This window comes from Pseudomonas sp. lyk4-R2A-8 (assembly GCF_030209095.1).
In the GTDB taxonomy this organism is placed as follows: domain Bacteria; phylum Pseudomonadota; class Gammaproteobacteria; order Pseudomonadales; family Pseudomonadaceae; genus Aquipseudomonas; species Aquipseudomonas quebecensis.
The window spans coordinates 111,316-137,093 of the sequence record NZ_JARVSS010000003.1 but is presented as its reverse complement, the minus strand read 5'-3'; the positions used below and the strand labels follow the sequence as shown (position 1 = coordinate 137,093).

General features: G+C 63.0%; 19 protein-coding genes and 1 pseudogene. 9 read left to right on the top strand and 11 right to left on the bottom strand.

Annotation, left to right across the window (positions count from 1 at the left end; genetic code table 11):
* Positions 1-39 precede the first annotated feature (39 nt).
* From QRN10_RS04045 to QRN10_RS04025, 5 genes are all read left to right on the top strand, one after another.
* Positions 40-792, top strand: coding sequence for an ABC transporter permease (locus tag QRN10_RS04045; protein WP_232925194.1), 753 nt, complete (start codon positions 40-42; stop codon positions 790-792).
* A gap of 20 nt (positions 793-812) precedes the next feature.
* Positions 813-1,706, top strand: coding sequence for a glycine betaine ABC transporter substrate-binding protein (locus tag QRN10_RS04040; protein WP_266245965.1), 894 nt, complete (start codon positions 813-815; stop codon positions 1,704-1,706).
* Positions 1,707-1,718: 12 nt separating this feature from the next.
* Positions 1,719-2,372, top strand: a complete 654-nt coding sequence (locus QRN10_RS04035; protein WP_115129013.1) for an ABC transporter permease — start codon at positions 1,719-1,721, stop codon at positions 2,370-2,372.
* The gene (locus QRN10_RS04030) at positions 2,369-3,526 is read left to right on the top strand and encodes an osmoprotectant ABC transporter ATP-binding protein OsmV (protein WP_181080583.1); all 1,158 of its coding nucleotides are present in this window, start codon (positions 2,369-2,371) and stop codon (positions 3,524-3,526) included. Before QRN10_RS04035 ends, QRN10_RS04030 begins: the two co-directional genes overlap by 4 nt.
* Before the next feature lie 396 nt (positions 3,527-3,922).
* Positions 3,923-5,086: a type III PLP-dependent enzyme gene (locus QRN10_RS04025; RefSeq protein ID WP_014716890.1), complete on the top strand. Its 1,164-nt coding sequence runs from the start codon at positions 3,923-3,925 to the stop codon at positions 5,084-5,086.
* A 35-nt stretch (positions 5,087-5,121) separates the two neighbouring features.
* Here QRN10_RS04025 and QRN10_RS04020 read toward each other — a convergent pair whose 3' ends face one another.
* Both QRN10_RS04020 and QRN10_RS04015 read right to left on the bottom strand, forming a co-directional pair.
* The gene (locus tag QRN10_RS04020; protein ID WP_285427887.1) at positions 5,122-5,868 is read right to left on the bottom strand and encodes a tetratricopeptide repeat protein; all 747 of its coding nucleotides are present in this window, start codon (positions 5,866-5,868) and stop codon (positions 5,122-5,124) included.
* Position 5,869: 1 nt separating this feature from the next.
* Positions 5,870-6,550 carry a Fe2+-dependent dioxygenase gene (locus QRN10_RS04015; protein ID WP_285427886.1) on the bottom strand — a complete coding sequence of 227 codons (681 nt, stop codon included), beginning with the start codon at positions 6,548-6,550 and terminating at the stop codon, positions 5,870-5,872.
* 205 nt (positions 6,551-6,755) lie between these two features.
* Here QRN10_RS04015 and QRN10_RS04010 point away from each other — a divergent pair, with 205 nt between their 5' ends.
* The gene (locus tag QRN10_RS04010; protein ID WP_181080580.1) at positions 6,756-9,056 is read left to right on the top strand and encodes a TonB-dependent receptor; all 2,301 of its coding nucleotides are present in this window, start codon (positions 6,756-6,758) and stop codon (positions 9,054-9,056) included.
* A 128-nt stretch (positions 9,057-9,184) separates the two neighbouring features.
* The gene (locus QRN10_RS04005; protein WP_285427885.1) at positions 9,185-11,710 is read left to right on the top strand and encodes a PepSY domain-containing protein; all 2,526 of its coding nucleotides are present in this window, start codon (positions 9,185-9,187) and stop codon (positions 11,708-11,710) included.
* Between the two features lie 644 nt (positions 11,711-12,354).
* Here QRN10_RS04005 and QRN10_RS04000 read toward each other — a convergent pair.
* The 4 genes from QRN10_RS04000 to ptsP form a co-directional block, all read right to left on the bottom strand.
* Complete coding sequence (locus QRN10_RS04000; RefSeq protein WP_285427884.1) at positions 12,355-13,896, bottom strand: alkaline phosphatase D family protein; 1,542 nt, start codon at positions 13,894-13,896, stop codon at positions 12,355-12,357.
* Between the two features lie 140 nt (positions 13,897-14,036).
* Positions 14,037-15,755, bottom strand: a complete 1,719-nt coding sequence (locus tag QRN10_RS03995) for a PTS fructose-like transporter subunit IIB (RefSeq protein ID WP_266245963.1) — start codon at positions 15,753-15,755, stop codon at positions 14,037-14,039.
* 11 nt (positions 15,756-15,766) lie between these two features.
* Positions 15,767-16,708: a 1-phosphofructokinase gene (gene pfkB, locus QRN10_RS03990; protein WP_285427883.1), complete on the bottom strand. Its 942-nt coding sequence runs from the start codon at positions 16,706-16,708 to the stop codon at positions 15,767-15,769.
* On the bottom strand, positions 16,709-19,567 hold the full coding sequence (gene ptsP, locus QRN10_RS03985) for a phosphoenolpyruvate--protein phosphotransferase (RefSeq protein WP_285427882.1): 2,859 nt from the start codon (positions 19,565-19,567) through the stop codon (positions 16,709-16,711).
* Positions 19,568-19,861: 294 nt separating this feature from the next.
* On the opposite strand from ptsP, the gene cra reads away from it, so the two are divergent.
* Positions 19,862-20,857, top strand: a complete 996-nt coding sequence (gene cra / locus QRN10_RS03980) for a catabolite repressor/activator (RefSeq protein WP_285427881.1) — start codon at positions 19,862-19,864, stop codon at positions 20,855-20,857.
* Between the two features lie 2 nt (positions 20,858-20,859).
* Positions 20,860-21,636, top strand: coding sequence for a TatD family hydrolase (locus QRN10_RS03975; RefSeq protein WP_181079650.1), 777 nt, complete (start codon positions 20,860-20,862; stop codon positions 21,634-21,636).
* Here QRN10_RS03975 and QRN10_RS03970 read toward each other — a convergent pair.
* From QRN10_RS03970 to ampD, 5 genes and pseudogenes are all read right to left on the bottom strand, one after another.
* Positions 21,583-22,014, bottom strand: a complete 432-nt coding sequence (locus QRN10_RS03970; RefSeq protein WP_181079649.1) for a hypothetical protein — start codon at positions 22,012-22,014, stop codon at positions 21,583-21,585. The two genes, QRN10_RS03975 and QRN10_RS03970, sit on opposite strands and share 54 nt — an antisense overlap.
* A gap of 126 nt (positions 22,015-22,140) precedes the next feature.
* Positions 22,141-22,845, bottom strand: a complete 705-nt coding sequence (locus QRN10_RS25240) for a methyl-accepting chemotaxis protein (RefSeq protein WP_502941367.1) — start codon at positions 22,843-22,845, stop codon at positions 22,141-22,143.
* A 153-nt stretch (positions 22,846-22,998) separates the two neighbouring features.
* Positions 22,999-23,202 (bottom strand): annotated as a pseudogene (locus QRN10_RS25235) (HAMP domain-containing protein); the annotation flags it as partial.
* A 1,131-nt stretch (positions 23,203-24,333) separates the two neighbouring features.
* A complete protein-coding gene (gene ampE / locus QRN10_RS03960) occupies positions 24,334-25,170 on the bottom strand; it encodes a regulatory signaling modulator protein AmpE (RefSeq protein ID WP_285427879.1) in 837 nt (278 codons plus the stop codon).
* A complete protein-coding gene (gene ampD, locus QRN10_RS03955; RefSeq protein WP_181079646.1) occupies positions 25,170-25,730 on the bottom strand; it encodes a 1,6-anhydro-N-acetylmuramyl-L-alanine amidase AmpD in 561 nt (186 codons plus the stop codon). The genes ampE and ampD overlap by 1 nt, the downstream gene beginning before the upstream one ends.
* Positions 25,731-25,778 lie beyond the last annotated feature (48 nt).

Sequence of the window (25,778 nt, the reverse complement as noted above, 5' to 3'; positions counted from 1 at the left end):
ACTTTCCGCTGACAGCCAGCCATGGCATGCCACGCAGGAATGTGTTCGTCGACAGAAGAAAAAAGGAGTCCGCCTGTGGCTATTCGCTATGGCAAAGGGCTGATAGGAGGTGCGGTTGTCGTCGCGCTCCTGGCCCTGCTGATCCACTGGATCGGCATCAACACGATCGAGTTGTACCGCGACGATTTGTTGTTTTACCTGCAAGCTCACTTAGTTCTCGTTCTAGTCTCCATGCTGGCGGCCCTCGTTGTGGGCATCCCCGCCGGTATCCTGCTCAGTCGACCGCATATGGTCGGGCGCGCAGAACGCTTCATGCAGATCTTCAACATCGGCAACACCGTCCCTCCCCTGGCCGTACTGGCCATCGCCCTCGGCGTCCTCGGCATCGGCAGCGGCCCGGCTATCTTCGCGCTGTTCCTCGCCTCCCTCCTGCCCATCGTGCGCAACACTTACGAAGGCCTGAAAAACGTTCAAGGCTCGCTCAAGGAAGCCGCCACCGGCATCGGCATGACCCCGCGCCAGGTGTTGTTTCGCGTGGAGTTGCCCAACGCCGTGCCGATCATCATCGGCGGCGTGCGCGTCGCGCTGGCGATCAATGTGGGCACCGCGCCCCTGGCGTTTCTGATCGGCGCCAACAGCCTGGGCAGCCTGATCTTTCCCGGCATCGCCCTGAACAACCAGCCGCAACTGCTGCTCGGCGCTGCGTGCACCGCGTTGCTGGCCTTGTTGCTGGACGGTCTGGTGACCATGGCCAGCCGCCTCTGGCTGGAACGCGGGTTGCGTCCGTCTTAAGGCTTGGCAAAGGAATTCTCATGAAAAAGCTGACACTGATACTGAGCTGCATCCTGCTGTGCGCAGGGTTTGCGCAAGCCGCCGAAAAACCGGTGATCCGTATCGGCGCGCGGGTGTTCACCGAACAGACCCTGCTCGCCGAAATCACCTCCCAATACCTCAACACCAAAGGCTATGACGCCCGCGTCACCGGCGGCCTGGGCAGCAATCTGGCGCGCAGTGCCCAGGAAAGCGGGCAGTTGGACCTGATCTGGGAATACACCGGTGTGTCGCTGGTGGCCTACAACCATATCGACGAGAAACTCGACAGCGAACAGTCCTACGCTCGGGTCAAGGAACTCGACGCGAAAAAAGGCCTGGTCTGGCTGTCGCCTTCGCGCTTCAGCAATACCTACGCCCTGGCGCTGCCGCAGAAGGTCGCGCAGGAACATCCCGAGATCAACAGCATCAGCGACCTCACCAAGGCGATGGCGGAAAACACCCGGGAACATCGCCTGGTCGCGCTGGACACCGAGTTCGCCAACCGCTCCGACGGTCTGGCCGGCATGGTCAAGCTGTATGAGATGAACCTGACCCGCAAGAACACCCGGCAGATGGACGCTGGCCTGGTCTACACCGCGCTGCGTAATGGCCAGGTGTTCGCCGGCCTGGTCTACACCACCGACGGGCGCCTGAACGCCTTCAAATTAAAACTGCTGGCGGACGACAAGCACTACTTCCCGGACTACACCGCCGCACCGGTGGTACGCCAGGCCTACCTGGACGCGCACCCGCAACTGGCCGCCGACCTCAAGCCGCTGGCCGCGCTGTTCGACGACGAAACCATGCGTCAACTCAATGCTCGCGTCGACGTCGACCACGAAAGCCCGTCCGCCGTGGCCGCCGACTTCCTGCGCCAGCATCCGATCAACTAACGAGGAGAAGACATGGAATTCCTGAACGCCTTTTCCCATCTTGATTGGGCCCAAGTCCTGCACCTGACCTGGCAGCACATCACCCTGGTTGGCATCGCAGTCGTTCTGGCAATCGTCGTCGGCGTGCCCCTGGGCGTGCTGATGACGCGCTTCCCGACGCTTGCCGGCCCGCTGCAGGCCAGCGCCACGGTGTTGCTGACCGTGCCGTCCATCGCCCTGTTCGGCCTGCTGCTGCCGTTCTACTCCAAGTTCGGTCAGGGCCTGGGGCCGATGCCGGCAATCACCGCCGTGTTCCTCTACTCCTTGTTGCCGATCATGCGTAACACCTACCTGGCCCTGACCGGCGTGGAACCGGGCATTCGCGAAGCCGCCAAAGGCATCGGCATGACCTTCGGCCAGCGCCTGCGCATGGTCGAGTTGCCGATCGCGGTGCCGGTGATTCTGGCCGGGGTGCGCACCGCGGTGGTGATGAACATCGGTGTGATGACCATCGCCGCCACCATCGGCGCCGGTGGCCTGGGTGTACTGATTCTGGCCTCCATCAGCCGCAGCGACATGTCGATGCTGATCGTCGGCGCCGTGCTGGTCAGCCTGCTGGCCATCTTCGCCGACCTGCTTCTGCAATGGCTGCAACGCTCGCTGACTCCAAAAGGACTACTCAAATGATCGAACTTCAAAACCTGACCAAGACTTTTCAAAGCAACGGCAAAACTGTTTCGGCCGTGAACGACGTGAGCCTGACCGTCAACGAAGGTGAGATTTGCGTATTCCTCGGCCCTTCGGGCTGCGGCAAAAGCACCACGCTGAAGATGATCAATCGCCTGATCAAACCCACCTCGGGCAAGATCCTGATCAACGGCGAAGACACCACCGACCTGGACGAAGTGACCCTGCGCCGTAACATCGGCTACGTGATCCAGCAGATCGGCCTGTTCCCCAACATGACCATCGAAGAAAACATCGTGGTCGTGCCCAAGTTGCTCGGCTGGGACAAGCAGAAATGCCACGACCGCGCCCGCGAGTTGATGAGCATGATCAAGCTCGAACCCAAGCAGTACCTGCACCGCTACCCGCGTGAACTGTCCGGCGGCCAGCAGCAGCGCATCGGGGTGATCCGCGCGCTGGCGGCGGATGCGCCGTTGCTGCTGATGGACGAGCCCTTCGGCGCGGTCGACCCGATCAACCGCGAGATGATCCAGAACGAGTTTTTCGAGATGCAACGGGCGCTGAACAAGACGGTGATCATGGTCAGCCACGACATCGACGAAGCCATCAAGCTGGGCGACAAGATTGCGATTTTCCGCGCCGGCAAGCTGTTGCAGATCGACCACCCGGACACGTTGCTGGCACATCCGGCCGACGAGTTCGTCAGCAACTTCGTGGGCCAGGACAGCACCCTCAAGCGCCTGCTGCTGGTCAAGGCCGAAGACGCGGCGGACAACGCTCCGTCGGTAAGCCCGGAAACCCCGGTGGCCGAAGCCCTGGAGTTGATGGACGAACTGGACCGTCGCTATGTGGTGGTGACCTGCGCCGAGAACAAGGCACTGGGCTATGTGCGCCGTCGCGACCTGCATCGTCAGACCGGCACCTGCGGCCAATACCTGCGCGAGTTCAACGCTACCGCAGCGTACGACGAGCACTTGCGCATCCTGTTGTCGCGCATGTACGAGTTCAACCGCTCGTGGTTGCCGGTGATGGATGCCGAGCGGGTGTTCCTGGGTGAAGTGACCCAGGAGTCGATTGCCGAGTACCTGAGTTCCGGTAAGTCCCGTGGGGGCAAGACCAGCATCGTCTCCCCCGCCGAGACCGCCCTGGCCTGATCTTATGTGGGAGGGGGCTTGCTCCCTCCCACATTGGGTCCGTGATCTGTCAGGGAAATACCTTCAATTACTCCCATCCGGGGAACATCAATCCGTCACACCGGTCGGTTACATAAGTAGCTGCACAACGCAGCGCGACGAACGCGTGCAGAAACGCGACATTTTTAGTTGATCTATGGCCCCTCACGCCCTAAAGTTCGCGCCGAACGTCCATGCTGGAAACGATCCATCCGGCTCAAGTACTGACGACGAGACAGCAAGGCCAAGGGCAGCTTATCCCATGGCCTTTTTGCTTTCGGCGACATGCCTTGGGAAGTAGGCGAACCAAAGTGGGGATACGGAGGACGTTCAGTTGTACCCATTGATCAATACAGTTTGCCCTTAGGAGTTCCCAGCATGTCGATCAACGTCGAAGATTATTTCGCGCGCGCCACTTTTGACAAAATGAAGGCGTTCGCCGACAAGCAAGAAACCCCGTTCGTGGTGATCGACACCGCGATGATCAGCCAGGCCTACGATGACCTGCGCGCCGGTTTCGAATTCGCCAAGGTTTATTACGCGGTCAAGGCCAACCCGGCCGTCGAGATCATCGACCTGTTGAAAGACAAAGGCTCGAGCTTCGATATCGCGTCGATCTACGAGTTGGACAAGGTCATGGACCGCGGCGTCAGCGCCGACCGCATCAGCTACGGCAACACCATCAAGAAATCCAAGGACATCCGCTACTTCTATGAGAAGGGCGTGCGTCTGTTCTCCACCGACTCCGAAGCCGACCTGCGCAACATCGCCAAGGCCGCGCCGGGTTCGAAAGTGTATGTGCGCATTCTCACCGAAGGCTCGACCACCGCCGACTGGCCGCTGTCGCGCAAATTCGGTTGCCAGACCGACATGGCCATGGACCTGCTGATCCTGGCCCGCGACCTGGGCCTGGTGCCTTACGGCATCTCGTTCCACGTCGGCTCGCAGCAACGCGATATCAGCGTGTGGGACGCGGCCATCGCCAAGGTCAAAGTGATCTTCGAGCGCCTGAAGGAAGAAGACGGCATCCACCTCAAGCTGATCAACATGGGCGGCGGCTTCCCGGCCAACTACATCACCCGCACCAACAGCCTGGAAACCTACGCCGAGGAAATCATCCGCTTCCTCAAGGAAGATTTCGGTGATGACCTGCCGGAAATCATCCTGGAACCCGGCCGTTCGTTGATCGCCAACGCCGGCATCCTGGTCAGCGAAGTGGTGCTGGTGGCGCGTAAATCCCGCACCGCCGTCGAGCGTTGGGTATACACGGACGTGGGCAAGTTCTCCGGCCTGATCGAAACCATGGACGAAGCCATCAAGTTCCCGATCTGGACCGAAAAGAAAGGCGAGATGGAAGAAGTGGTCATCGCCGGCCCGACCTGCGACAGCGCCGATATCATGTATGAAAACTACAAGTACGGCCTGCCGCTGAACCTGGCGATCGGTGATCGTTTGTACTGGTTGTCCACCGGTGCGTACACCACCAGCTACAGCGCGGTTGAGTTCAATGGGTTTCCGCCGTTGAAGTCGTTCTACGTCTGACCCGCCCCTTCTGATCGTTCCCAAGGCGGGAACGATCAGAGCGTCGCGGCATGCTGTCGATACGCCTCGGCCATCGCTCGAACCTGCGGATCACTCGCCGCAGCCAAGGCCTTATGGGCCGTCCGCAGGAACTTGAGATTTCCGCCCGCCAACGCCTTGCGCAACCACTGCAGCGCTGTCTCGACCTGGCCCCTGTCGGCCAGCACCGCCGCATAACTGAACTGCCCGCGAAAATCCCCACCTTCGGCCGAGCGCCGATACCAGTCGACGGCGGCCTCCAAATCCGTCGCACAATACTGACCGTCTTCCAGATAGCGCCCCAGCAGGTTCATCGACTTGGCGTGGCCTTGCTCCGCCGCCCGACGATAAAAGGCCAGTGCCTGCGCCTGATCCTCAACCACACCGCGGCCGGTCGCCAGCAGATTCGCGTAGTTGTATTGCCCCCAATCCAGCCCCGCCTCGGCGGCCAGACGGTAGTGCTGCGCCGCTGCCACCGCATCGGCCGCGCAACCCCAGCCGTGCTCCAGGCAACGGCCGACCATATTGCGCGCCATGCGGTGACCGCCCTGCGCCGCGATGCGGAACCAGCGCAGCGCCAGCGCTTCATCGCGGGCAATGCCACGGCCTTCCAGCAGGATCTGCCCGAGCAAGGCCTGGGCATCGACCACGCCCTCCTTCGCCGCGATCAGAATCGCCTGGGCAGCCCGCACCGGGGAGCCGTCGAGCATGTTCTGCAATTGCTCGACCGTGAGCACTTCCTGGCGACGCAACAGGAAACTCATCTCAGACCTCGACCCACCGGCGCAACAGGTTGTGGTAGGTGCCGGTGAGCTGAATCAGCGCCGGATGATCGGGCACATTGCGGGTCAGTTGCTGGATCGCGCCGTCCATCTCGAACAGCAGCGTGCGCTGGCTGTCTTCACGCACCAGGCTCTGGGTCCAGAAGAATGAGGCGTATCGCGCGCCCCGGGTCACAGGGTTGACTTTGTGCAGGCTGGAACCGGGGTACAGCACCATATCGCCGGCCGGCAACTTGACTCGCTGCAGGCCGAAGGTGTCCTGGATCTCCAGTTCACCGCCGTCGTAGTCGTCGGGGTCGCTGAAAAACACGGTGGACGACAAATCGGTGCGCACGCGCTCAGGGCTGCCCTTGGGTTGGCGCACGGCGTTATCGATATGAAAGTCGAAACTGCCGCCGGCGGTGTAGCAGTTGAGCAACGGTGGAAAGACTTTGTGCGGTAACGCCGCCGACATGAACAACGGGTTTTGCCACAGACGTTCGAGCATCGCCGCGCCGATTTCCTTGGCTAAGGGATGGCCTTCGGGCAATTGCAGGTTGTGCTTGGCCTTGGCGGACTGGTGCCCGGCGGTGATTTTACCGTCGGCCCAATCGGCGTTTTCCAGAGCCAGGCGAATGCGTTGCACCTCCTCGCGGGAGAACAGGCCGGGAATGTGCAGCAGCATGGGGTGGTACCTGGGTGCGGAGGGGCGCCAATGATATTGATTCTTATCAACGCTGTAAAACCCGGAGACGGATGAACGCGTAAAAACCGTAAGGTAAAAGTGTAAAGAATGTAAATTCAATGCAATTAGCAATGTATCGCAATTGATAGAAAGTCGTGTTCACCCTATATTCCGCCGCCTTACATCCTTGGGGAAAGGACACGACATGTCGCGCACTGCACAAAAAATTCCGGCCAGTTCACCACGTTTGCTGGCCTCGGCCATCGGCGTTGCCCTTGGCGCAACGACGGTGACCCACTTGGCACAGGCGGCCGAGGACACTGAGCAAAAAAGCCAGCGCAACAGCATCTCCCTGGGCGCCACCAGCATCACCGGCGAAGAGCAGGACACTACCTCGTATCAGGTAGAAAAAGCCGCGTCACAGAAATACACCGCGCCGCTGGTGGATACGCCGCGCTCGGTCACGGTAGTGCCGCAACAAGTGCTCAAGGACACCGCCGCCACCTCGTTGCAGGATGCCTTGCGCACCGTACCCGGCATCACTTTCGGCGCCGGTGAAGGCGGCAACCCTCAGGGCGATCGTCCCTTCATCCGCGGTTTCGATGCACAGGGCGACACCTACCTGGACGGCGTGCGCGACACCGGCGGCCAGAGCCGTGAGATTTTCGACATCGAGTCCATCGAAGTCAGCAAAGGCCCGAACTCTTCCTTCGGCGGACGCGGCTCGGCCGGTGGCAGCCTCAACCTGGTGAGCAAAACCCCACAGGCACGGGACTTCACCAACGGCGGTTTCACCTACGGTTCCGACCAGACCCGCCGCTACGTGCTCGACGTGAACCGCCAGTTCCTCGACGACAGCGCCGCATTCCGCCTGAACCTGATGAGCCACGAACAGAACGTGGCCGGGCGCGACGCGGTCAATTACGACCGCTGGGGCGTGGCGCCCTCGCTGACCTTCGGCCTGGGCACCCCCACCCGCGTCAACCTCAGCTACTACCACCTGGAAAGCGACGACCTGCCGGACTCGGGGATTCCCTACGGCTACGGTTCGGCCACCGCCACCGCCCACGTCCACGACAAACCCAACGACGGCGGCGACAGCAATAACTTCTACGGCCTCAAAGACCGCGATTTCCGCAAGACCCGCGCCGACATCAGCACGTTCTCCATCGAGCACGACCTGAACGACAACATGACGCTGAAAAACACCCTGCGCCACGGCAGTACCGGCCAGGACTACGTGCTGACCCAGCCCGACGACAGCAAACTCAACGTGAACAAGTTCGGCACCGTATGGCGCCGGGCCAATTCGCGTGTATCCACCACCACCACGACCACCAACCAGACCGACCTGTTCGGCAGCTTCCAGGCCCTGGGCTTCAAAAACACCTACTCCACCGGCCTGGAATTCACCGGTGAAGAAACCCGCGTCAGCAGCTACACCGTGAGCCCGAACGCGAATCCGGTGTGCACGCCGGCCAAAGGCGGCCTGGGCGGCCAATGCACCTCATTGAGCAACCCGAACCCGGACGACGCCTGGACCGGTTCCGTCGCGCGCAACTACAACGGCACCAACACCAAAGCCACCAGCCGCGCCGCGTACGTGTTCGACACTATCGAACTGGACCCGAAATGGCTGCTTAACGTCGGCCTGCGCTACGACACTTTCGACACCGAAGCCAACACCAATGCGGTGCCTAGTGCGACGGTCAAGGCACGCAGCAAAATCAAGGACGACAGCCAATTCTTCAACTGGCAGGCCGGTCTGGTCTGGAAACCGCTGGAAAACGGCAGCATCTATGCCTCCTACGCCACCTCGGCCACCCCGCCCGGCGGCCTGGTCGGCGAAGGCTCGGACGGCAACCCGCTGTCTGCCGGCGCGGCCACCAGCGATCTGCAACCGGAGGAAACCGTCAACTATGAGCTGGGCACCAAGTGGGACCTGTTCCACGACCGCCTTTCGCTGACCGCCGCCGTATTCCGCACCGAGAAGAAAAACACCCGCATTCTGGTGGACGCCCTCACCTACCAGAACGCCGGCGAGTCGCGGGTCGACGGCGTGGAATTGTCCGCCAGCGGCAAAATCACCGAGCAATGGCAAGTGTTCGCCGGCTACAGCTACCTGGACAGCGAACTGGTCAAGGCTGGCCGTAACGGTCGCAACGGGGTAATCAGCGCCGGCTCCAACGAAGGCAACCAGATGCCCAACACGCCGAAGAACACCTTCAGCCTGTGGACCACCTATGCCCTTACACCCAAGTTCACCGTTGGCGGCGGCGCGTTCTATGTCGACCAGGTTTACGGCGACGTGGGCAACACCGTGTATGTGCCGTCCTATACCCGCTACGACGCCATGGCCAGCTACAAGCTGACCAAGAACGTCGACTTGCAACTGAACGTGCAGAACCTGACCGATAAGGTCTACTACGATAAGGCTTACTCCGCGCACTTCGCCAACCAGGCCGCCGGTCGCACGGCGCTGCTGACCACCAGCTTCCATTTCTAAACGCTCGGCCCTGAGCCCCACGCATCGGATGCGTGGGGCTTTTGCGTGTTAAACAACAAAGTTTCTCGACAACCCACGGCATAATGCGCGCCGTGGCACTTATATCCCGATGAACGAGGCGGTCCGACGTGTTGAAGAAAACCCTGTTTCAGTTGCACTGGTTTTTCGGCATTACTGCCGGGCTGGTGCTGGCCTTGATGGGGATCACCGGAGCGGCCGTGTCGTTCCAGGATGAAATACTGCGGGCTCTCAACCCCAGCGTCCTGCACGTACAAAAACGCGAAGCCGGCGTGCTGCCGCCGGCCGAACTGGTGCGCAAGCTCGAAGCCGTCGAAGGCAAGACCGTCGCCATGCTGTGGGTAGAGCGCGACAGCGGCAATGCCGCGCGCGTGGCCTTCACCCCGCCGCCGGGTGAACGGCGTGGCCCGATGCGCTACTTCGACCCGTACACCGGCGAGTACCTGGGCGACGCCGTCGGCCAGGATGTGTTGGGTTTTATCCTGCAACTGCACCGCTTCCTCGCCATCGGCGAAACCGGCCGGCAGATCACCGGCGCCTGCACCCTGATCCTGGTGTTCTTCTGCCTCTCCGGCCTGTACCTGCGCTGGCCGCGCCAGGTCGCGAACTGGCGCGCCTGGCTGACCCTGGACTGGCGCAAAAAGGGCCGCAGCTTCAATTGGGACCTGCACTCAGTGTTCGGCACCTGGTGCCTGCTGTTTTATCTGTTGGCGGCGCTCACCGGGTTGTTCTGGTCCTACGACTGGTACAGCCGAGGGCTGACCCAACTGCTGTCCGACGCCCCGCAGAACGAACGGGTACGCACGCGCGGCCCAGCGCCCGCAGGTCCGGCACCGGTGGCCAACTACGACGCAATCTGGAGCAGCCTCTACAGCAACGCCGGTCCTGACCTGAGCGCCTACAACATCCGCATGCCTGGCGCTGCCGGGCAACCGGCTACCGTGTATTACCTGCTGAGCGACTCGCCCCATGACCGCGCGCTCAACCAGATCAACCTGGACCCGGCCACCGGCGAGGTCCAATCCCATGATCGCTACGCCGGCAAGAGCCTCAAGGCTCAGTTACTGACCAGCATTTATGCACTGCACACCGGCAGCTACTTTGGCTTGATCGGGCGGATCGTGCTGACCGTCAGTTCACTGTTGATGCCGTTGTTCTTTATCACGGGCTGGTTGCTGTACCTGGATCGCCGTCGCAAAAAACGCCAGGTGCGCGACGCTCGCCAGCGCCTCGGCGCCAACCCCAGCGATGCCTCGGCGTGGCTGATCGGCTTTGCCAGCCAGAGCGGTTTCGCCGAACAACTGGCCTGGCAGACCGCCGGGCAACTGCAGGCTGCCGGCCTGCCGGTGAAAGTGCAGGCGCTGGGCAGCGTCAGCGCGGATGAGCTGCGCCAGGCGCACAACGCGCTGTTCGTGGTCAGCACCTTCGGCGACGGTGAAGCGCCCGACAATGCCCGTGGCTTCGAGCGCAGCGTGCTCGGCCAGGGCCTGTCGCTCAAGGGCTTGAACTACTCAGTGCTGGCCCTCGGCGATCGCCAATACCCGCACTTTTGCGGCTTCGCCCGGCGTCTGCATTTCTGGCTGACCAACCAGGGCGGCACAGCGTTATTCGCCCCGGTGGAAGTGGACAGCGGCGACACCCACGCATTGCTGCACTGGCAGCAACAGTTGGGCGAACTGACCGGTCACGCCCCGGCCGCCGCCTGGCCAAGCACCCAGTACGAACACTGGACACTGAGCCAGCGCACCCTGCTCAACCCCGGCAGCGTCGGCGCGGGCGTGTACCTGCTGGGCCTCACGTCGACGTCGTCGCAGCAGTGGGACGCCGGCGACCTGGTGGAAATCCTGCCGCGCAACGCCCCGTCGGCAGTCGAGCACTTTCTAGCGGGCCTGGGCCTGCAAGGCAGCGACGGCGTACTGATCGAAGGGCTGGCACAAACCCTCGACCAGGCCCTGGCCACTCGCCAGTTGCCGGACAACCGCGCGCACCTGGTCGGCCTGCACGCCCAGGCGCTGGTGGACGCCCTGGTGCCGCTGGGCATGCGCGAATATTCCATCGCCTCGATTGCCGGCGACGGTGTGCTCGAATTGATCGTACGTCAGGAACGCCACGCCGACGGCCGCCTGGGCCTGGGCTCGGGCTGGCTCACCGAACACGCGCCCCTCGGCGGCGCGATCAGCCTGCGTCTGCGACGCAACAGTGGCTTCCACCTGCCGGACGCGCCGGTGCCGCTGATCCTGCTGGGCAACGGCACCGGGCTGGCCGGCCTGCGCAGCTTGCTTAAAGCGCGCATTGCCCAAGGCCAGCAGCGCAACTGGCTGGTGTTCGGCGAACGCAATATCGCCCACGACTACCTGTGCCGGGACGAGCTGCAAGGCTGGCTGGCCAGCGGCGATCTGGCGCTGTTGGACCTGGCGTTCTCCCGCGATCAGGCAGAGAAAATCTACGTGCAGGATCGCCTGCGCGAGTCGGCGGATGTACTGCGCCGATGGCTGGCCGATGGCGCGGCGATTTATGTGTGCGGCAGCTTGCAGGGGATGGCTGCCGGGGTGGATCAGGCGCTGGTGGATATCCTCGGCCGTGAGGCGATGGAGCGCTTGATCGAACAAGGCCGCTATCGCCGCGACGTCTACTGAGGTCACCCAATGTGGGATTGCATCTCAAGTCAGTGTTCTGTGCCAGTGGCGCTTTTTCAAACACCACTTCAGGCCCGGCGACAAACTCCCAGAACGGCTCGAAATCCTGGAGCGCCGCGCGATCCACTGTGGGAGGGGGCTTGCCCCCGATAGCGGTGGATCGCTCGTCTGATAAATGACTGTCACACCGTCATCGGGGGCAAGCCCCCTCCCACATTGGGATTGCATTTCAAGTCAGTGTTCTGTGCCGGTGGCGCTTTTTCGAACACCACTTCAGGCCCGGCGACAAACTCCCGGAACGGCTCGAAATCCTGGAACGCCGCGCGATCCACTGTGGGAGGGGGCTTGCCCCCGATAGCGGTGGATCGCTCGTCTGATAAATGACTGTCACACCGTCATCGGGGGCAAGCCCCCTCCCACATTGGGATTGCATTTCAAGTCAGTGTTCTGCGCCGGTGGCGCTTTTTCGAATACCACTTCAGGCCCGGCGACAAACTCCCGGAACGGCTCGAAATCCTGGAACGCCGCGCGATCCACTGTGGGAGGGGGCTTGCCCCCGATAGCGGTGGATCGCTCGTCTGATAAACGACTGTCACACCGTCATCGGGGGCAAGCCCCCTCTCACATTGGAATTGCATTTCAAGTCAGGTGGGTTGCAACTTCTGTTCGAATACCGAGACTCCATCCAAGTCGCGCAGGATCACCGTCAACTCCCCCGTCTGGCCATCGATATTCACCTCGCCAAAAAACTGAAACCCTGCAAACGGCGAGGTGTTCTGCGCCGGTGGCGCTTTTTCGAACACCACTTCAGGCCCAAACGTTTTATCCAGCGGATTGGGCCCGAAGCTGCCGGCGTTCAACGGCCCGGCGACGAACTCCCAGAACGGTTCAAAATCCTGGAACGCGGCGCGATCGGGATGGTAGTGGTGCGCGGCGCAGTAGTGCACATCGGCTGTCAGCCACACATGGTTACGTACCTGCTGTGCGCGCAGAAAACCCAGTAACTCAGCGATTTCCAGCTCGCGCCCCTGGGCCGGGCCTGGATCATTGTTGGCAATGGCCTCCCAGCGCGGCACGCCGGGGCTGACTTCGCCGTCGGGCACGCCCAGGCCGATAGGCATGTCGGCGGCGATGACTTTCCATTGCGCCGTTGAACCCTTGAGTTCGCCCTTGAGCCAGTCCAATTGTTCACGACCGAGAAACGGTTTGGCCGCCCCCAGGTTGTCATCATTCGGGCCACGGTAGCTGCGCATGTCGAGCACAAATACATCCAGCAGCGGGCCATAACTGAGCTTGCGATAGATGCGCCCGCCGCCGTCGGCGCTTTGGCGGCGCATCGGCGAATACTCCAGCCAGGCCTGGCGTGCACGGCCTACGAGCGTGTTGATATCGCGGGTCTGGTAGCGCTCGTCCAACTGCTTGCTCGACGACCAGTTGTTGATCACCTCGTGGTCGTCCCACTGCCAGATCTGCGGCACCTCGGCGTTGAAACGGCGCACGTTTTCATCCATGAGGTTGTAGCGATAGTTGCCGCGGTATTCGTCCAGGGTTTCGGCGACTTTGCTCTTGGCTTGGGTGGTGATATTGCGCCAGATGCGCCCGCTTTCGGTCGCCAGTTGTGCCGGCACCGGGCCGTCGGCGTAGATGGTGTCGCCGCTGTGGATAAAGAAGTCCGGCAGACGCAGGCGCATGGCTTCGTAGATGCGCATGCCGCCGATATCCGGGTTGATGCCGAAGCCCTGGCCGACGGTGTCGCCACTCCACACGAAGCGAATATCGCGGCGCTGTTGCGGCACGCTGCGCAGATGGCCGAACCACGGTTCGCTGGAAACGCCGCTCTGGGCGTCTTCGAAGTGCACGCGGTAGAAAATCGCCTGGTCGGCGGGCAACCCGGTGAGTTCTACGCGGGCGGTGAAGTCCGTGCGGCTGTCGGCCAGCGGCGAGACGAAACGGCGCGGGTTGCTGAACACACTGCGGGTGTCCCATTCCACCACCATCCGCGCCGGGCGGTCGCTGCGGCTCCAGATCATCGCGCGGTCGCCCAGCAGATCGCCGGACTGCACGCCATCGGTGAGTTGCGGCCGGTCCTTGACCGACGCAATCACCGCCGGCGCCAGGCCCGGCAGTAACAGACCGGCGCCGACGGCTTGCATCACGCGGCGACGGCCCAGATCGAAGTGGCTCATGCAGGTGCCCTCTTGAGTCTCAAAAGAGGCACTTAACCATACGGGAATGAAGCGGATGTGACACTCACCCTGCGCTGAGCCGAGATCCAAATGTGGAGGGGCTTGCCCCCTTCCACATGTTCAGGCCCTGCCGGACCGTGTCAGGCGTTGGCCGGCGCGACGCTCAGCTCCACCACTTCCGCCCGCTTGATCAGCGCATACACCACCCCGGTCAGCAGGCTGCCCGCAACGATCGCCAGCAGATACAGCAACGCATGGTTGATCGCATTCGGGATCACCAGCACAAACAAACCACCGTGGGGCGCAGCCAGTACGCAGCCGAAGTACATCGACAGCGCGCCGGTCAACGCACCGCCGGCGATGCTCGCCGGGATCACGCGCAGCGGGTCCTTGGCGGCGAAAGGGATCGCACCTTCGGAGATAAAGCACATACCGAGGATCATCGCGGCCTTGCCGGCTTCGCGTTCGGTCTGGGCGAATTTGCGCCGCGCCAGCAGCGTGGCGATGCCCATGCCGATGGGCGGCACCATGCCGGCGGCCATGGTCGCGGCCATCGGCGCGCCGCTATGGGCGGCGAGCAGGCCGACCGAAAATGCATACGCAGCCTTGTTGATCGGCCCCCCCAGGTCCACGCACATCATGCCGCCCAGCAGAATACCCAGCAGCACGGCATTGGTGGTGCCCATGGTGCTGAGGAACTCAGTCAGGCCGCTGAGCATGCGCGCCACCGGCGGGCCCACCAGGTAGATCATCGCCAGGCCGGTGAACAGGCTCGCCAGCAACGGGATGATCAGAATCGGCTTGAGGGCTTCCATGCTCTGCGGCAGGCGCACCACGCGCGTGACCCCTTTGACGCAGTAACCGGCCAGGAAACCGGCAAAAATGCCGCCGATAAAGCCCGCGCCCAAAGTACCGGCGAGCAGGCCGCCAATCATGCCCGGCGCGATCCCCGGACGGTCGGCAATCGAATAGGCGATATAACCGGCCAGCAGCGGCACCATCAAGGTAAACGCGCTGTTGCCGACGGTTTTCAACGCCGCCGCCAGGGTGCCTTCCTGTTCGAACGCATGGATGCCGAACGCAAACGACAGGGCGATCAGCAAGCCGCCCGCCACCACCATCGGCAACATGAACGACACACCAGTAAGCAGGTGCTTATAGACCCCGGTTTTTTCCGGCTTGGCTACCGCTGCACCGGCCGCGCTCTCCACCGTGCCTTCGGCCAGGGCTTTGTTCAGGGTCGCTTCCGATTGTTTGAGGGCAATACCGGTGCCGCAACGGTAAATCTTCTTGCCGGCAAAGCGTTCGGTGGCCACTTCGATATCCGCCGCCAGCAGCACTACGTCGGCCTTGGCAATGGCTTCGGCGCTCAGCGGCGTACGCGCGCCCACCGAGCCCTGGGTCTCGACCTGCAAGTCGTAACCCAGGCGCTTGGCCGTCTGCTGCAAGGCTTCGGCGGCCATAAAGGTATGGGCCACGCCGGTCGGGCACGCGGTGATGGCGACGATGCGCGGGGCGTTTTTCGCCGCCACGGGCGCCTGGCTGGCGACATACACCTGGGCCTCTTCAGCGCCGCGACGCAACACCGCCTCCACATCCGCCAACGCCTGGGCCGGTGTGCTCTGGAACACGCGCTTGCCGACGAAGCGCTGCATATCCACCGGCGTGCTGCTGACCAGCAACACCCACTCGGCGGCGGCCAGGGTCGCTTCGGATAACGCACGCTCGGGGTGTTGCACATCCACTACTTCGACACTGGTGCTCCAGCCCTGGCGTTGCGCGGCGGCGTCCAGCAAGCGGGCGCACAGCACACTGGTGACCATGCCGTTGGGGCAGGCAGTAACAATGGCTAACTTCATGACTAACCCTCTTATTGTTCTGTGAGCGGGCGTACATCGACGCCGCTTTGCAGATGCGCCAACTGCGCGTCATCGCTGATGCCGAAACCGATCTGCGTCACGGCCATGGCGGCAATCGCCGTGGCGCGACGCAGGGTCTGCTCGGGCGCCTCGTCACTGAGCAGACCGTGGAGCATGCCGGCCAGCAACGAGTCCCCGGCACCCACGGTGCTGGCCACGCTGACCTTGGGCGGCGTGGCATGCAGCGCCACCGTCGGGCTGAACCAGTTCACACCGTCGGCGCCATGGGACACCACGACATGCTCCACGCCCTGAGCGTGCAGGCGCTGCGCGGCCTGGCGTTGCTGTTCGAGGGAATCGGTGGAGCAGTCGAGGGCATCGGCCAGTTCTTCGGTGTTCGGCTTGACCAACCACGGTCCGGCACGCAGGCCGGCACGCAGCGCCTCGCCGCTGGTGTCCAGGGCGACTTTCAAACCGAGGCCCTTCAACTGCACCAACACATCGTGCAACCACTGCGCACTGACGCCACGCGGCAAGCTGCCGGCGACCACCACCGCATCGTGACCGGGAGCGATCAGAGTGAGCTGGTTGAGCAAGGCCTGTTGCGCCTGCTCGCTCACCAGCGGCCCCGGTGCATTGATGTCGGTGACGCGACCGTCCTGCTCGGCGATCTTGATATTGCTGCGGGTTTCCCCCGGCACGCGGATAAACGCGTCGGCAAAACCACGACGGGCGATCAGCGCTTCAAAGGCCTGCGGGTTGTCCGCACCGAGAAAACCGCCCACGGTCAGCTGATGCCCCAGGTCGGCCAGCACCTGCGCCACATTCACGCCCTTGCCGGCAGCGTGGGTCAGCAGGGTTTCGCTGCGGTTGACTTCACCCGGTTCCAGGCGGGCCAGGCGCACCGTGAGATCCAACGCCGGGTTCAGCGTCAGGGTCAGAATCCTTGCCATTTACACCGCCTCCACGAGGGCTCGCACATCGGCGGGGGAATCTGCCGCCAGTGCTTGTTGTGCCAGGCGCTGGGCCTGGCTCAGACTGAATTCGCGCACACGCGCCTTCACTTCGGGAATGCTGCGCGCCGACACGCTCAGCTCGTCCACCCCCAGGCCCACCAGCACCGGCACCGCCAACGGGTCCGCCGCCAGTTCGCCGCACACGCCAACCCATTTGCCATGGGCATGGGCGGCGCGCACGGTGATATCGATCAATTGCAACACCGCCGGGTGCAAGCCATCGGCCTGGGCCGACAAGGTCGGGTGGCCACGGTCGATGGCCAGGGTGTATTGGGTCAGGTCGTTGGTGCCGACACTGAAAAAGTCCACTTCCTTGGCCAGCACCGGCGCCAGCAAGGCCGCCGACGGCACTTCGATCATGATCCCCAGTTGCAGGTCGGCCACCGGGATTTCCAGGCGCAGGCGCTCGGTCATATCACGGGCGGCGCGCCACTCGTCGACGCTGCCGACCATGGGAAACATGATGCGCAGCGGGCGGTTGTCCGCCGAGCGCAACAGCGCGCGCAATTGCGCTTCCATGATCTGCGGGCGCTGCAAGGTCAGGCGGATGCCGCGCACACCCAGGAAAGGGTTTTCTTCCTCGGCAATCGGCCAGTAAGGCAAGGGCTTGTCGCCACCCACATCAAGGGTGCGCACCACCAGTGGGCGTCCGCCGAGGCCGTCGAGCACGCGGCGGTATTCGGCCTCCTGGGTGGCTTCATCCGGGGCTTGCGGATGGGCCATGAAAATCAGCTCGGTGCGCAACAGGCCGATGCCTTCGGCGCCCTGCTCCACCGCAGCAGCAACGCCGGCGCTCTCGCCGATGTTGGCGAACACTTCCACCGCATGCCCGTCACGGGTCAGCGCCGGTTCGTGGCGCTGGGCCGAGGCCGCCTGCAAGCGTTGTTCACGGGTATCGCGCTCGACGGTGGCGCGTTGCAGGGTGGCTGTGTCGGGGTCCACATGCAGGCGCCCGCGCTGGCCATCCAGCAGCAGCGGCGTACCGGCGGCAAGCAGCAGCACCGCCGAGCCGGCGCCGACCAGCGCGGGGATGCCGAGCGCGCGGGCGACGATGGCGCTGTGGGCCGTGGCGCCGCCGCGAGCGGTGAGGATACCGGCGACGCGGGCCGGGTCCAGGCGCGCCACGTCGGAGGGGCCGACCTCGTCCATTACCAGGATGTAAGGTTCGTTCGGTTCCTGCGCGGTTTCGACGCCGCACAGTTGCGCCAGCACTCGGCGGCCGACATCGCGCAGGTCGGCGGCACGCTCGGCGAGCAGCGCATCCTGCAACGATTCCTGCTGTTTGGCGGCGGCCTCAATTACGCTCATCCACGCGGCTTCGGCGCTTTCGCCTTGCTTGAGGCGCGTGTCGACTTCGTCGGTGAGTTCCGGGTCGTCGAGCATTTCCTGGTGGGTGATGAAAATCTCGCGGATCGCCTTGGACGGGCTGCGCTCGATCAGGCCGTGGATATCACCGCGCACGTCGGCAAGGGCGGCCTGCAAACGCTGACGCTCAATCGCGCACGACTCGCCGCGCAGCGGGTAGTCGAACACCTGCTGGGCCTGGACATGGGCCGGGCCGATAGCAATTCCCGGCGCAGCGGCGATCGCCTGGATCTGGCTGCCTGACGCTGGCGCGCTGATCACCGGTTCTATGTCCACGGTTGCGGGTTGCGCGCTGACGGTCGGCAGCGGCTCGATCGCCTCACCGAGCCCCTCTTCTACCGCCGCCAACAGTGCCGGCAACGCATCACCGGCGATGCCGGGTTCGGCGACAAACTCCAACACCTGACCGCGGCGAGCGCCGAGGCTGAGCAGCTTGCTCAGGCTCTTGACCGACACCGCGGTGGCCGGGCCGTCGATGACGCGCACGCGGATATCGCCGTCAAAACTTTTGGCCAACTGCGCGAGGATCTTCGCCGGCCGCGCATGCAGGCCGTGGGCGTTGGCCAGGGTGATGCGCGCGCTCGGCCAGTCCGCCGGCAGTTCGCCGCCCAGTACTTCAAGCACCGCGCGACTGCTGGTGGCGCGGCCCAGTTCCTGGCCACGGCCTTCGATCAGCAGCGCACACAAACGCTCAAGCAGGGCCTGGTGCGCTTCGCCCAGGCTGGCCAGGCAAAACAGGCCGTTGAGCGGCTGGCCAAGGTAACGCATGGGTTTGTCCGGGGTGACGAACGCCAGGCCCGGACGTTTGACGGTTTGCTCGCTGTGCAGCCACCACAGGCCATCGCCCAATGGCAGTGCATCGACCTGTTGCAATACGGCGGCGAAGCCGTTGCTGACGCAATCGGCCTGGCGCAGCAGGCGTGCCCCTCTCCAGACCAGCTCTTCGAAATCATCGGCGGACACGCCCAGGCTGATCATCTGCGCATCCAGCGCCAGCTCCTGCGGTGCACCCTGCAGCAATTTCAGCAGAGCTTGCGCGGAGGCGGCGCGACGCAGCGCCTCACCCAGGTCGGTCTCGCCGAGGGCGCGGGTGAGCAGTTGCAGCAGGCGCAGGTGTTCGTCGGACTGGGCGGCGATGCCGATGGCCAGGTACACGACCTGGCCGTCGCCCCAGTCCACCCCTTCGGGGAACTGCAGCAGGCGCACGCCGGTGGAGAACACCTGATCGCGGGTTTCGGGGGTGCCGTGGGGGATCGCAATACCTTGGCCGAGAAACGTCGAGCCCTGGGCTTCACGGGCTTGCAGGCCGCTTAAATAGCCTTCGGCGACCAGGCCGTCGGCCACCAGTGTGTCAGCGAGCAGGTGCAAGGCAGCAGATTTATCCACAGCCACCTGGCCCATGGATATCTGCTCTACAGTGAGCTCAAGCATGCCGTTCTCCTAGTGAGTGCGCTGGGCGCACTAGGTATTGTTTTGAATAAAACAGTGTAGGGGTGTTTGAAAATCACTGACTGAGCGGTCAGTTGGCAGGAGCCGCTCGGTCGCGAACGTCGTAAAAATACGCTGGCTGAAACGTTTAATCTAGAATTTAAGGCAGATTACGCGTTAATTGTGCATCCTTGAAGGACCACTCGGCGATTGAGCTGGGACATTGGTCGTGCGCCGGAATCGGTTACGATTGGACAAAATGTCGGGGCGAGCTCCAAAAAACAAGGAAATCCCGGTTTGAAACTCAGTGATATCGCACGTCTGGCCGGTGTGTCCGTGACCACCGCCAGTTATGTCATCAACGGCAAAGCCGCCCAGCAACGCATCAGCCACGCGACCGTCGAGCGGGTGCGAGCGGTCGTCGACGCCCACGGCTTTACGCCGAACCCCCAGGCCGCCGGGCTACGCAGCCGGCACACGCGCACGCTGGGCTTTATTCTGCCTGACCTGGAAAACCCCAGTTACGCACGCATCGCCAAATTGCTGGAGCAAGGCGCGCGCGCGCGGGGCTATCAGCTGCTGATCGCCAGCTCCGACGACGACGCCGACAGCGAGCGCCAATTACTGCAGTTGTTCCGCGCCCGACGTTGCGATGCGTTATTCGTGGCCAGTTGCCTGCCCACCAGCGATGACAGTTACCGTGAATTGCAAGCCAAGGGCCTGCCGGTGATCGCGATTGACCGGGTGATGGAGTCGACACAGTTCTGCTCGGTGGTCAGCGACGACCGTCAGGCCTGCCATCAGTTAACCAGCAGCCTGCTGCAACCGCTGCCCAAGCAAATCGTACTGATCGGCGCACGCCCCGAGCTGAGCATCAGCCAGGAGCGCGCCGCCGGTTTTCAGCAAGCCCTGCAGGGTTTTACCGGTGAGATGCTCATCGAGCACTGTGAAGCGTTCAGTCGCGACTGTGGCCGACAATTGATGGAGCAATTGCTACAGCGGCTGGGCCACTTGCCTGACGCGCTGGTGACCACGTCCTATGTCCTGCTGCAAGGCGTGTTCGATGCACTGCACGACTATCCGCTCAAATCGCGCCCCCTGCGCCTGGGCACGTTCGGCGACACTCAACTGCTGGACTTCCTGCCGCTGCCGGTCAACGCCATGGCCCAGCAGCATCAGTTGATCGCCGACACCGCGCTGCGCCTGGCCTTGGCCGCCATTGAAGAAGAGCAGTACCAACCGGGCGTGCACGCCATCGGCCGCACCTTCAAGCAGCGTATTCACGAGGCGTGAACGTGACGCTGATCGACACCCACACCCACCTGGACTTCCCGGAGTTCGACAGCGACCGCCGGGAAGTCCTCGCCCATAGCCGCGAGCTGGGCGTACAGCGCATGGTGGTGCTGGGGGTGTATCGGCAGAATTGGCAGCGGCTGTGGGACTTGGTGCAGACCGATGACGGCCTGTTCGCTGCGTTCGGCCTTCACCCGGTGTATCTGGACGATCACCGCCCCGCCGACCTGTCCGAACTGGGTGACTGGCTGACTCGCCTGCGCGGCCATCGGCAGCTGTGTGCGGTGGGCGAGATCGGCCTGGATTATTTCCTCGAAGACCTGGACCGCGAGCGTCAGCAACACCTGTTCGAGGCGCAACTGCGGCTGGCCGTGGATTTTCAGCTGCCCGCCTTGCTGCACGTGCGTCGCAGCCATGCGGCGGTGATTGCCACCCTCAAGCGCCTACGCGTGCCACGTGGCGGCATCATCCATGCGTTTGCCGGTAGCCGTGAGGAAGCCCGCGAATACATCAAGCTCGGTTTCAAACTGGGCCTGGGCGGTGCCGCGACCTGGCCCCAGGCGCTGCGTATGCACAAGGTGCTGGCGCACCTGCCGCTGGACGCGGTGGTGCTGGAAACCGACTCGCCCGACATGCCGCCCGCCATGTATCCCGGCCAGCGCAACAGCCCCGAGCACCTGCCGGACATCTGCCGCGCCCTGGCCGAACGCATGGGCCTCAGCCCGCTAGCGCTGGCTGAGGCGAGCACCCGCAATGCGCGCGAGCTGTTCAATTGGTAGCGCGGGGCTGACAACGTGCAGGTCCAGGGTCATGCGCTGGCGGTGACGCGCATAGCGCAGTACCAGGCAATGCAGCAGCACCACCATCAGTGAAATGTTGAACTGCCCGATCACGCTGATCAGCCCAAGCCACTCAGCCACCAGCGCCACGATCAGCACCATGCAGGTTAATGCCACCATGCTCGGCCGCACCAGCGCCCAACGGTCAAGCGCCTTGAAATGACGCAACTGCACAGGGCAGTTCAACTGCAGGATTCGCTGGCAATACGGGCAATCGAACGGCTCCTCGATGGCGATGGCATTCAACTGCCAAGGCTTGAGTTCAAACGTGATGTCGCAATGGGCGCAATGCCCTTTGATGCCGAGTGCAGCGGTCATCGTGGTGCCTCCTCGGTTCCCGGTTTGAGTGAAATAAATTTTCACTCATTTACGTGAACAGAAAAGGCGCTCGCGAAAATTCAGACCCGCACCACAGCTCTAAACGGCTAGTCCTACACCTGCGCCCTACACGCGAAACGCGCCGATCAATTGCTTCAACTCGACTACCTGCAGCGATAACTGTCGACTGGCCGCCGCCGTCTGTTGTGCGCCGTCGGCGGCATGCTCGCCGGCACGATTGATTTCGACGATGTTCTGGTCGATATCGTGGGCCACGGCGGTCTGCTGCTCCACGGCAGCGGCGATCTGCTGGTTCTGGTCCACGATCAGGCCGACGGCGCCGAGAATATTGTCCAGGGCTTGCTGGACCTTTTCCGATTGCCCGACCGTGCCATTGGCCATTTCATGGCTGCTGCCCATGGCCGTGACGGCCGCCTCCACGCCTTGGTGCAGGCGGCTGATCATCTGCTCGATCTCTTCGGTGGACTGCTGTGTGCGGCGCGCCAGGGTGCGCACTTCGTCGGCCACCACCGCGAAACCACGGCCCTGCTCACCAGCGCGCGCCGCCTCGATCGCCGCGTTGAGCGCCAGCAGGTTGGTTTGCTCGGCGATGCTTTTGATCACATCCAATACGCGACTGATGGCCTGGCTGTCGGTGGCCAATTGATGGATGGCCCGCACCGATTGGTCGATCTCCGTCGCCAGACACGCAATGCTGCTCTGCTGGGAGTGCACCAGGCCCCGGCCGTTGACGGTTTCCTCGTTGACACGCTGGGCGCTGCCCACTGCGGCGGCGGCGTTGCGCGCCACTTCCTGGGCCGTTGAAGACATCTGGTTCATCGCTGTCGCGACCTGTTCGATCTGCGTGCGCTGGCCACGGACCGCCTGGTTGCTGGAGTCGGAGACTACTTCCACTTGGCCGGCCTGCCGCTCGACCTGGCTGACGGTGTGGCCGACACGCTCGATCAAGTCATGGATTTTTGCCACGGTGCCGTTGAATACCTGGCCGAGTTCGCCCAGCTCATCGCGGCTGCGCGCCACAAAGGTGACAGTCATGTCGCCGGCCGCCACGTCGTCCATCATCTGGCCCAAGTGCCGCAACGTGGTGCGCGTCGAGGCGTAGAAACCGGCGTACAAGTAAAAGATCAGCAAAAACACCGCCGTCAGCGCCGACACCAGCACCACCATATGCAGGCGCTTCTGCGCCAGGCGTTGCTGCAACTGCTGATCGAGAAATCCCAGGGTGGCCTCATCGAGTTCATAGGTTTTGGCCATCAGTTGGCTGACATCGTCATAAAAACCCTGCCAGGACGCGTCGAGGGTTTCAGCCATGACCACCCGTTCTTCGAACAACTCGCTGCCCTGCTTGAGGCTGGCATTGCTGGCCTTGGCCAGGCCGTCGAGCGCCGTGTGCGCGGCACTGCTGGAGCCCAGCGCATCCTGCAGTTTCAAGGCGTACTCGGCGTGGAGTTTTTCCAGCTGCTGCAGCAGTTCATCAAAGCGAGTGCTGGATGATGAGTTGAGAAAACCTTGCCCCAGGGAAAAGGCTCCCATCGCGCGCCCCTCCCCCAGCGTCTGGCTTACCTGCGGCGTGACGCTGGTGATCAAGTCGCTGAGTTGGCGCAAATCGCTTTGGGGATCGCGGCTCAGCCCGGCTTGACTGGCGATGATCTGGCCGAGCATCTGCGCTTTGTTCAGCAGTTTGCCGATCAGCGCGCTTTTACTCAGTAGCGAGGTTTCCTGTTGCTGGGCCTTGAAGGCATCGAGCAATTCAGCGCGCTTGGCTGCAAACACCGCGACGTGCTCCGGGTCGACGCTTATGGGCGCCAGGCCCTGCAAACGGCTCAGCACGCTCTGTTCCAGGGCGCTGATCGTGCTTTCAAGATCCCCAACCTTGGCGGACTGGCCGAGCGTGGCATTGATCTGCACCTGGTTGTTGAGGGTTTCCAGGTCGCGGCGCAGGGCCAGGCTGCTGCCGAGTACATCCAGGCTTTGCAGTTCGACGCGAGTGCCCTGGAATTCGCGCCAGGCGTCACGCACCAGGAACGCGTTGGTCGCCAGCATCGGCAACAGGAACAACACGCTGATCAGGCTGAACTTCATACCGAAACTCAGGCGATTCATCAGCGCGACGGCGGGATAGAGCAAGCTCTTCACAGGTGAACTCCCTTTTCTTTTATTTTTATTAAGGGCGCAGGAGCGCGGCAGAAGGCCACTAGTGGCGCTCTGTCTATATAGCTCAATTCAACAGGGAGTTTTGTAACTTAAGGTTAACAACCCGTGGGAGCCGGCGCGCTCCCACGGTATCGCGTATAGCCGTTATGGCAAGACGGTCCAGATGGCGAAACCGGCATACCACAGCACGGCGGCACGCAGCAGCAGTTCCCATAACCGGTCGAGGCTGTTGATGCCCTCGGCGCCTACTGCGGGAGCCGGGATTTCGGCGGCGGCCAGGCCGACTTTCTCTACCAGTTGGGCTGCGCTGATGTCCCAGCTCAGCAACTCGTGGAGCATCACTCGGCTGACCGCGACGAAGTTGCCTACCAAGGCAAAGCTGGCCGCCAGCAAGCGCACCGGCAGCCAGTCGAACGCGTGGCGCAGTTGCCCGGCGCGTTCGGCAACCAAAGGGTTGAGGCTGTGCTCGCTGGCCAGTGCCAGCAGACGATAGGCCAGGGCGGCCACCGGGCCGAGCAGGAAATACCAGAAGATCACCGCAAAAAAACTCTGGTAAGCCTGCCACAACAGATGGCCCTGCACGCGCTCGAGCAGTTGCTCGCCGCTGTCGGCAGCCAGCGCCAAGTCGCGCTCGGCCACATGTTCGGCGGCCTGCAGGTCGCCGCGCCGCCAGGCGTCGCGGAACGGCCCCAGATCAGCCAGCAGATCGCCACGGCCCAGGCTGTAGATCACCACCAGCAGGTGCACCGGCAGTGCCAGCAAACCATAGGCCACCGGTTCCAGCACCATCAGCAACAGCGCCAGCACGGCCACCGGCAGCAGCACCAGTAACGTCAGGATCAGCCAGGGCCGCTGTGCCAGGCGCGGGCTCGATTCCAGCCTGGCCAGTTCGCGCAGCCAGCCGCCATCGCGCTGCAACCGATGACGCAGGGCCGAGAACTTCTCGATCCATACAGCCAGCACCAGTACCAGGAAACTCATCAGGTGTGTCCTCCATCCTGCAGGGCGCTGCGAAAGCGCGCCCAATCAAAAGCGGGGCCGGGATCGGTCTTGCGTCCCGGGGCAATATCGCTGTGACCACAAATGCGTTGCGCGGTGATGTCCGGATAAGCCGTCAGCAATTGCCGGGTCAGCTCGGTCAGCGACGCATACTGGGCATCCGTGTACGGCAGGTCATCCGTGCCTTCCAGTTCGATGCCCAGGGAAAAATCGTTGCAGGTTTCCCGTCCTTCGAACCGCGAAATACCGGCATGCCAGGCCCGGTCGCGGCAGGACACAAACTGCGTCACCGCGCCGTCGCGCTCAATCAGAAAATGCGCAGAGACCCGTAGGTCGGCAATCCCTTCAAAGTAGGGATGTTCCGTGACATCCAGGCGATTCTGGAAAAAAGCCTGCACGTTGCCGGTGCCGAACTGAGCCGGTGGCAGGCTGATGTTATGCACCACCAGCAGTGAAATCTCGCCTGCGGGGCGCTCGTTGAAGTTGGGCGAGGGGCAATGAGCAATGCCCTGGCACCAACCGCTGGCGGGGTCCAACTGCATACAGGTTCCTTGAACGGGACAACAGATGACCAGTATGCCGCGTTCGAC

Excerpts from the sequence above, each read along its gene's own strand:
- QRN10_RS04045 (WP_232925194.1), top strand. The coding sequence starts at position 40 with ATGTGTTCGTCGACAGAAGAAAAAAGGAGTCCGCCTGTGGCTATTCGC.
- QRN10_RS04040 (WP_266245965.1), top strand. The coding sequence starts at position 813 with ATGAAAAAGCTGACACTGATACTGAGCTGCATCCTGCTGTGCGCAGGG.
- QRN10_RS04035 (WP_115129013.1), top strand. The coding sequence starts at position 1,719 with ATGGAATTCCTGAACGCCTTTTCCCATCTTGATTGGGCCCAAGTCCTG.
- QRN10_RS04030 (WP_181080583.1), top strand. The coding sequence starts at position 2,369 with ATGATCGAACTTCAAAACCTGACCAAGACTTTTCAAAGCAACGGCAAA.
- QRN10_RS04025 (WP_014716890.1), top strand. The coding sequence starts at position 3,923 with ATGTCGATCAACGTCGAAGATTATTTCGCGCGCGCCACTTTTGACAAA.
- QRN10_RS04020 (WP_285427887.1), bottom strand. The coding sequence starts at position 5,868 with ATGAGTTTCCTGTTGCGTCGCCAGGAAGTGCTCACGGTCGAGCAATTG.
- QRN10_RS04015 (WP_285427886.1), bottom strand. The coding sequence starts at position 6,550 with ATGCTGCTGCACATTCCCGGCCTGTTCTCCCGCGAGGAGGTGCAACGC.
- QRN10_RS04010 (WP_181080580.1), top strand. The coding sequence starts at position 6,756 with ATGTCGCGCACTGCACAAAAAATTCCGGCCAGTTCACCACGTTTGCTG.
- QRN10_RS04000 (WP_285427884.1), bottom strand. The coding sequence starts at position 13,896 with ATGAGCCACTTCGATCTGGGCCGTCGCCGCGTGATGCAAGCCGTCGGC.
- QRN10_RS03995 (WP_266245963.1), bottom strand. The coding sequence starts at position 15,755 with ATGAAGTTAGCCATTGTTACTGCCTGCCCCAACGGCATGGTCACCAGT.
- pfkB (WP_285427883.1), bottom strand. The coding sequence starts at position 16,708 with ATGGCAAGGATTCTGACCCTGACGCTGAACCCGGCGTTGGATCTCACG.
- ptsP (WP_285427882.1), bottom strand. The coding sequence starts at position 19,567 with ATGCTTGAGCTCACTGTAGAGCAGATATCCATGGGCCAGGTGGCTGTG.
- QRN10_RS03970 (WP_181079649.1), bottom strand. The coding sequence starts at position 22,014 with ATGACCGCTGCACTCGGCATCAAAGGGCATTGCGCCCATTGCGACATC.
- QRN10_RS25240 (WP_502941367.1), bottom strand. The coding sequence starts at position 22,845 with ATGTCTTCAACGGCCCAGGAAGTGGCGCGCAACGCCGCCGCCGCAGTG.
- ampE (WP_285427879.1), bottom strand. The coding sequence starts at position 25,170 with ATGAGTTTCCTGGTACTGGTGCTGGCTGTATGGATCGAGAAGTTCTCG.
- ampD (WP_181079646.1), bottom strand. The coding sequence starts at position 25,730 with ATGCAGTTGGACCCCGCCAGCGGTTGGTGCCAGGGCATTGCTCATTGC.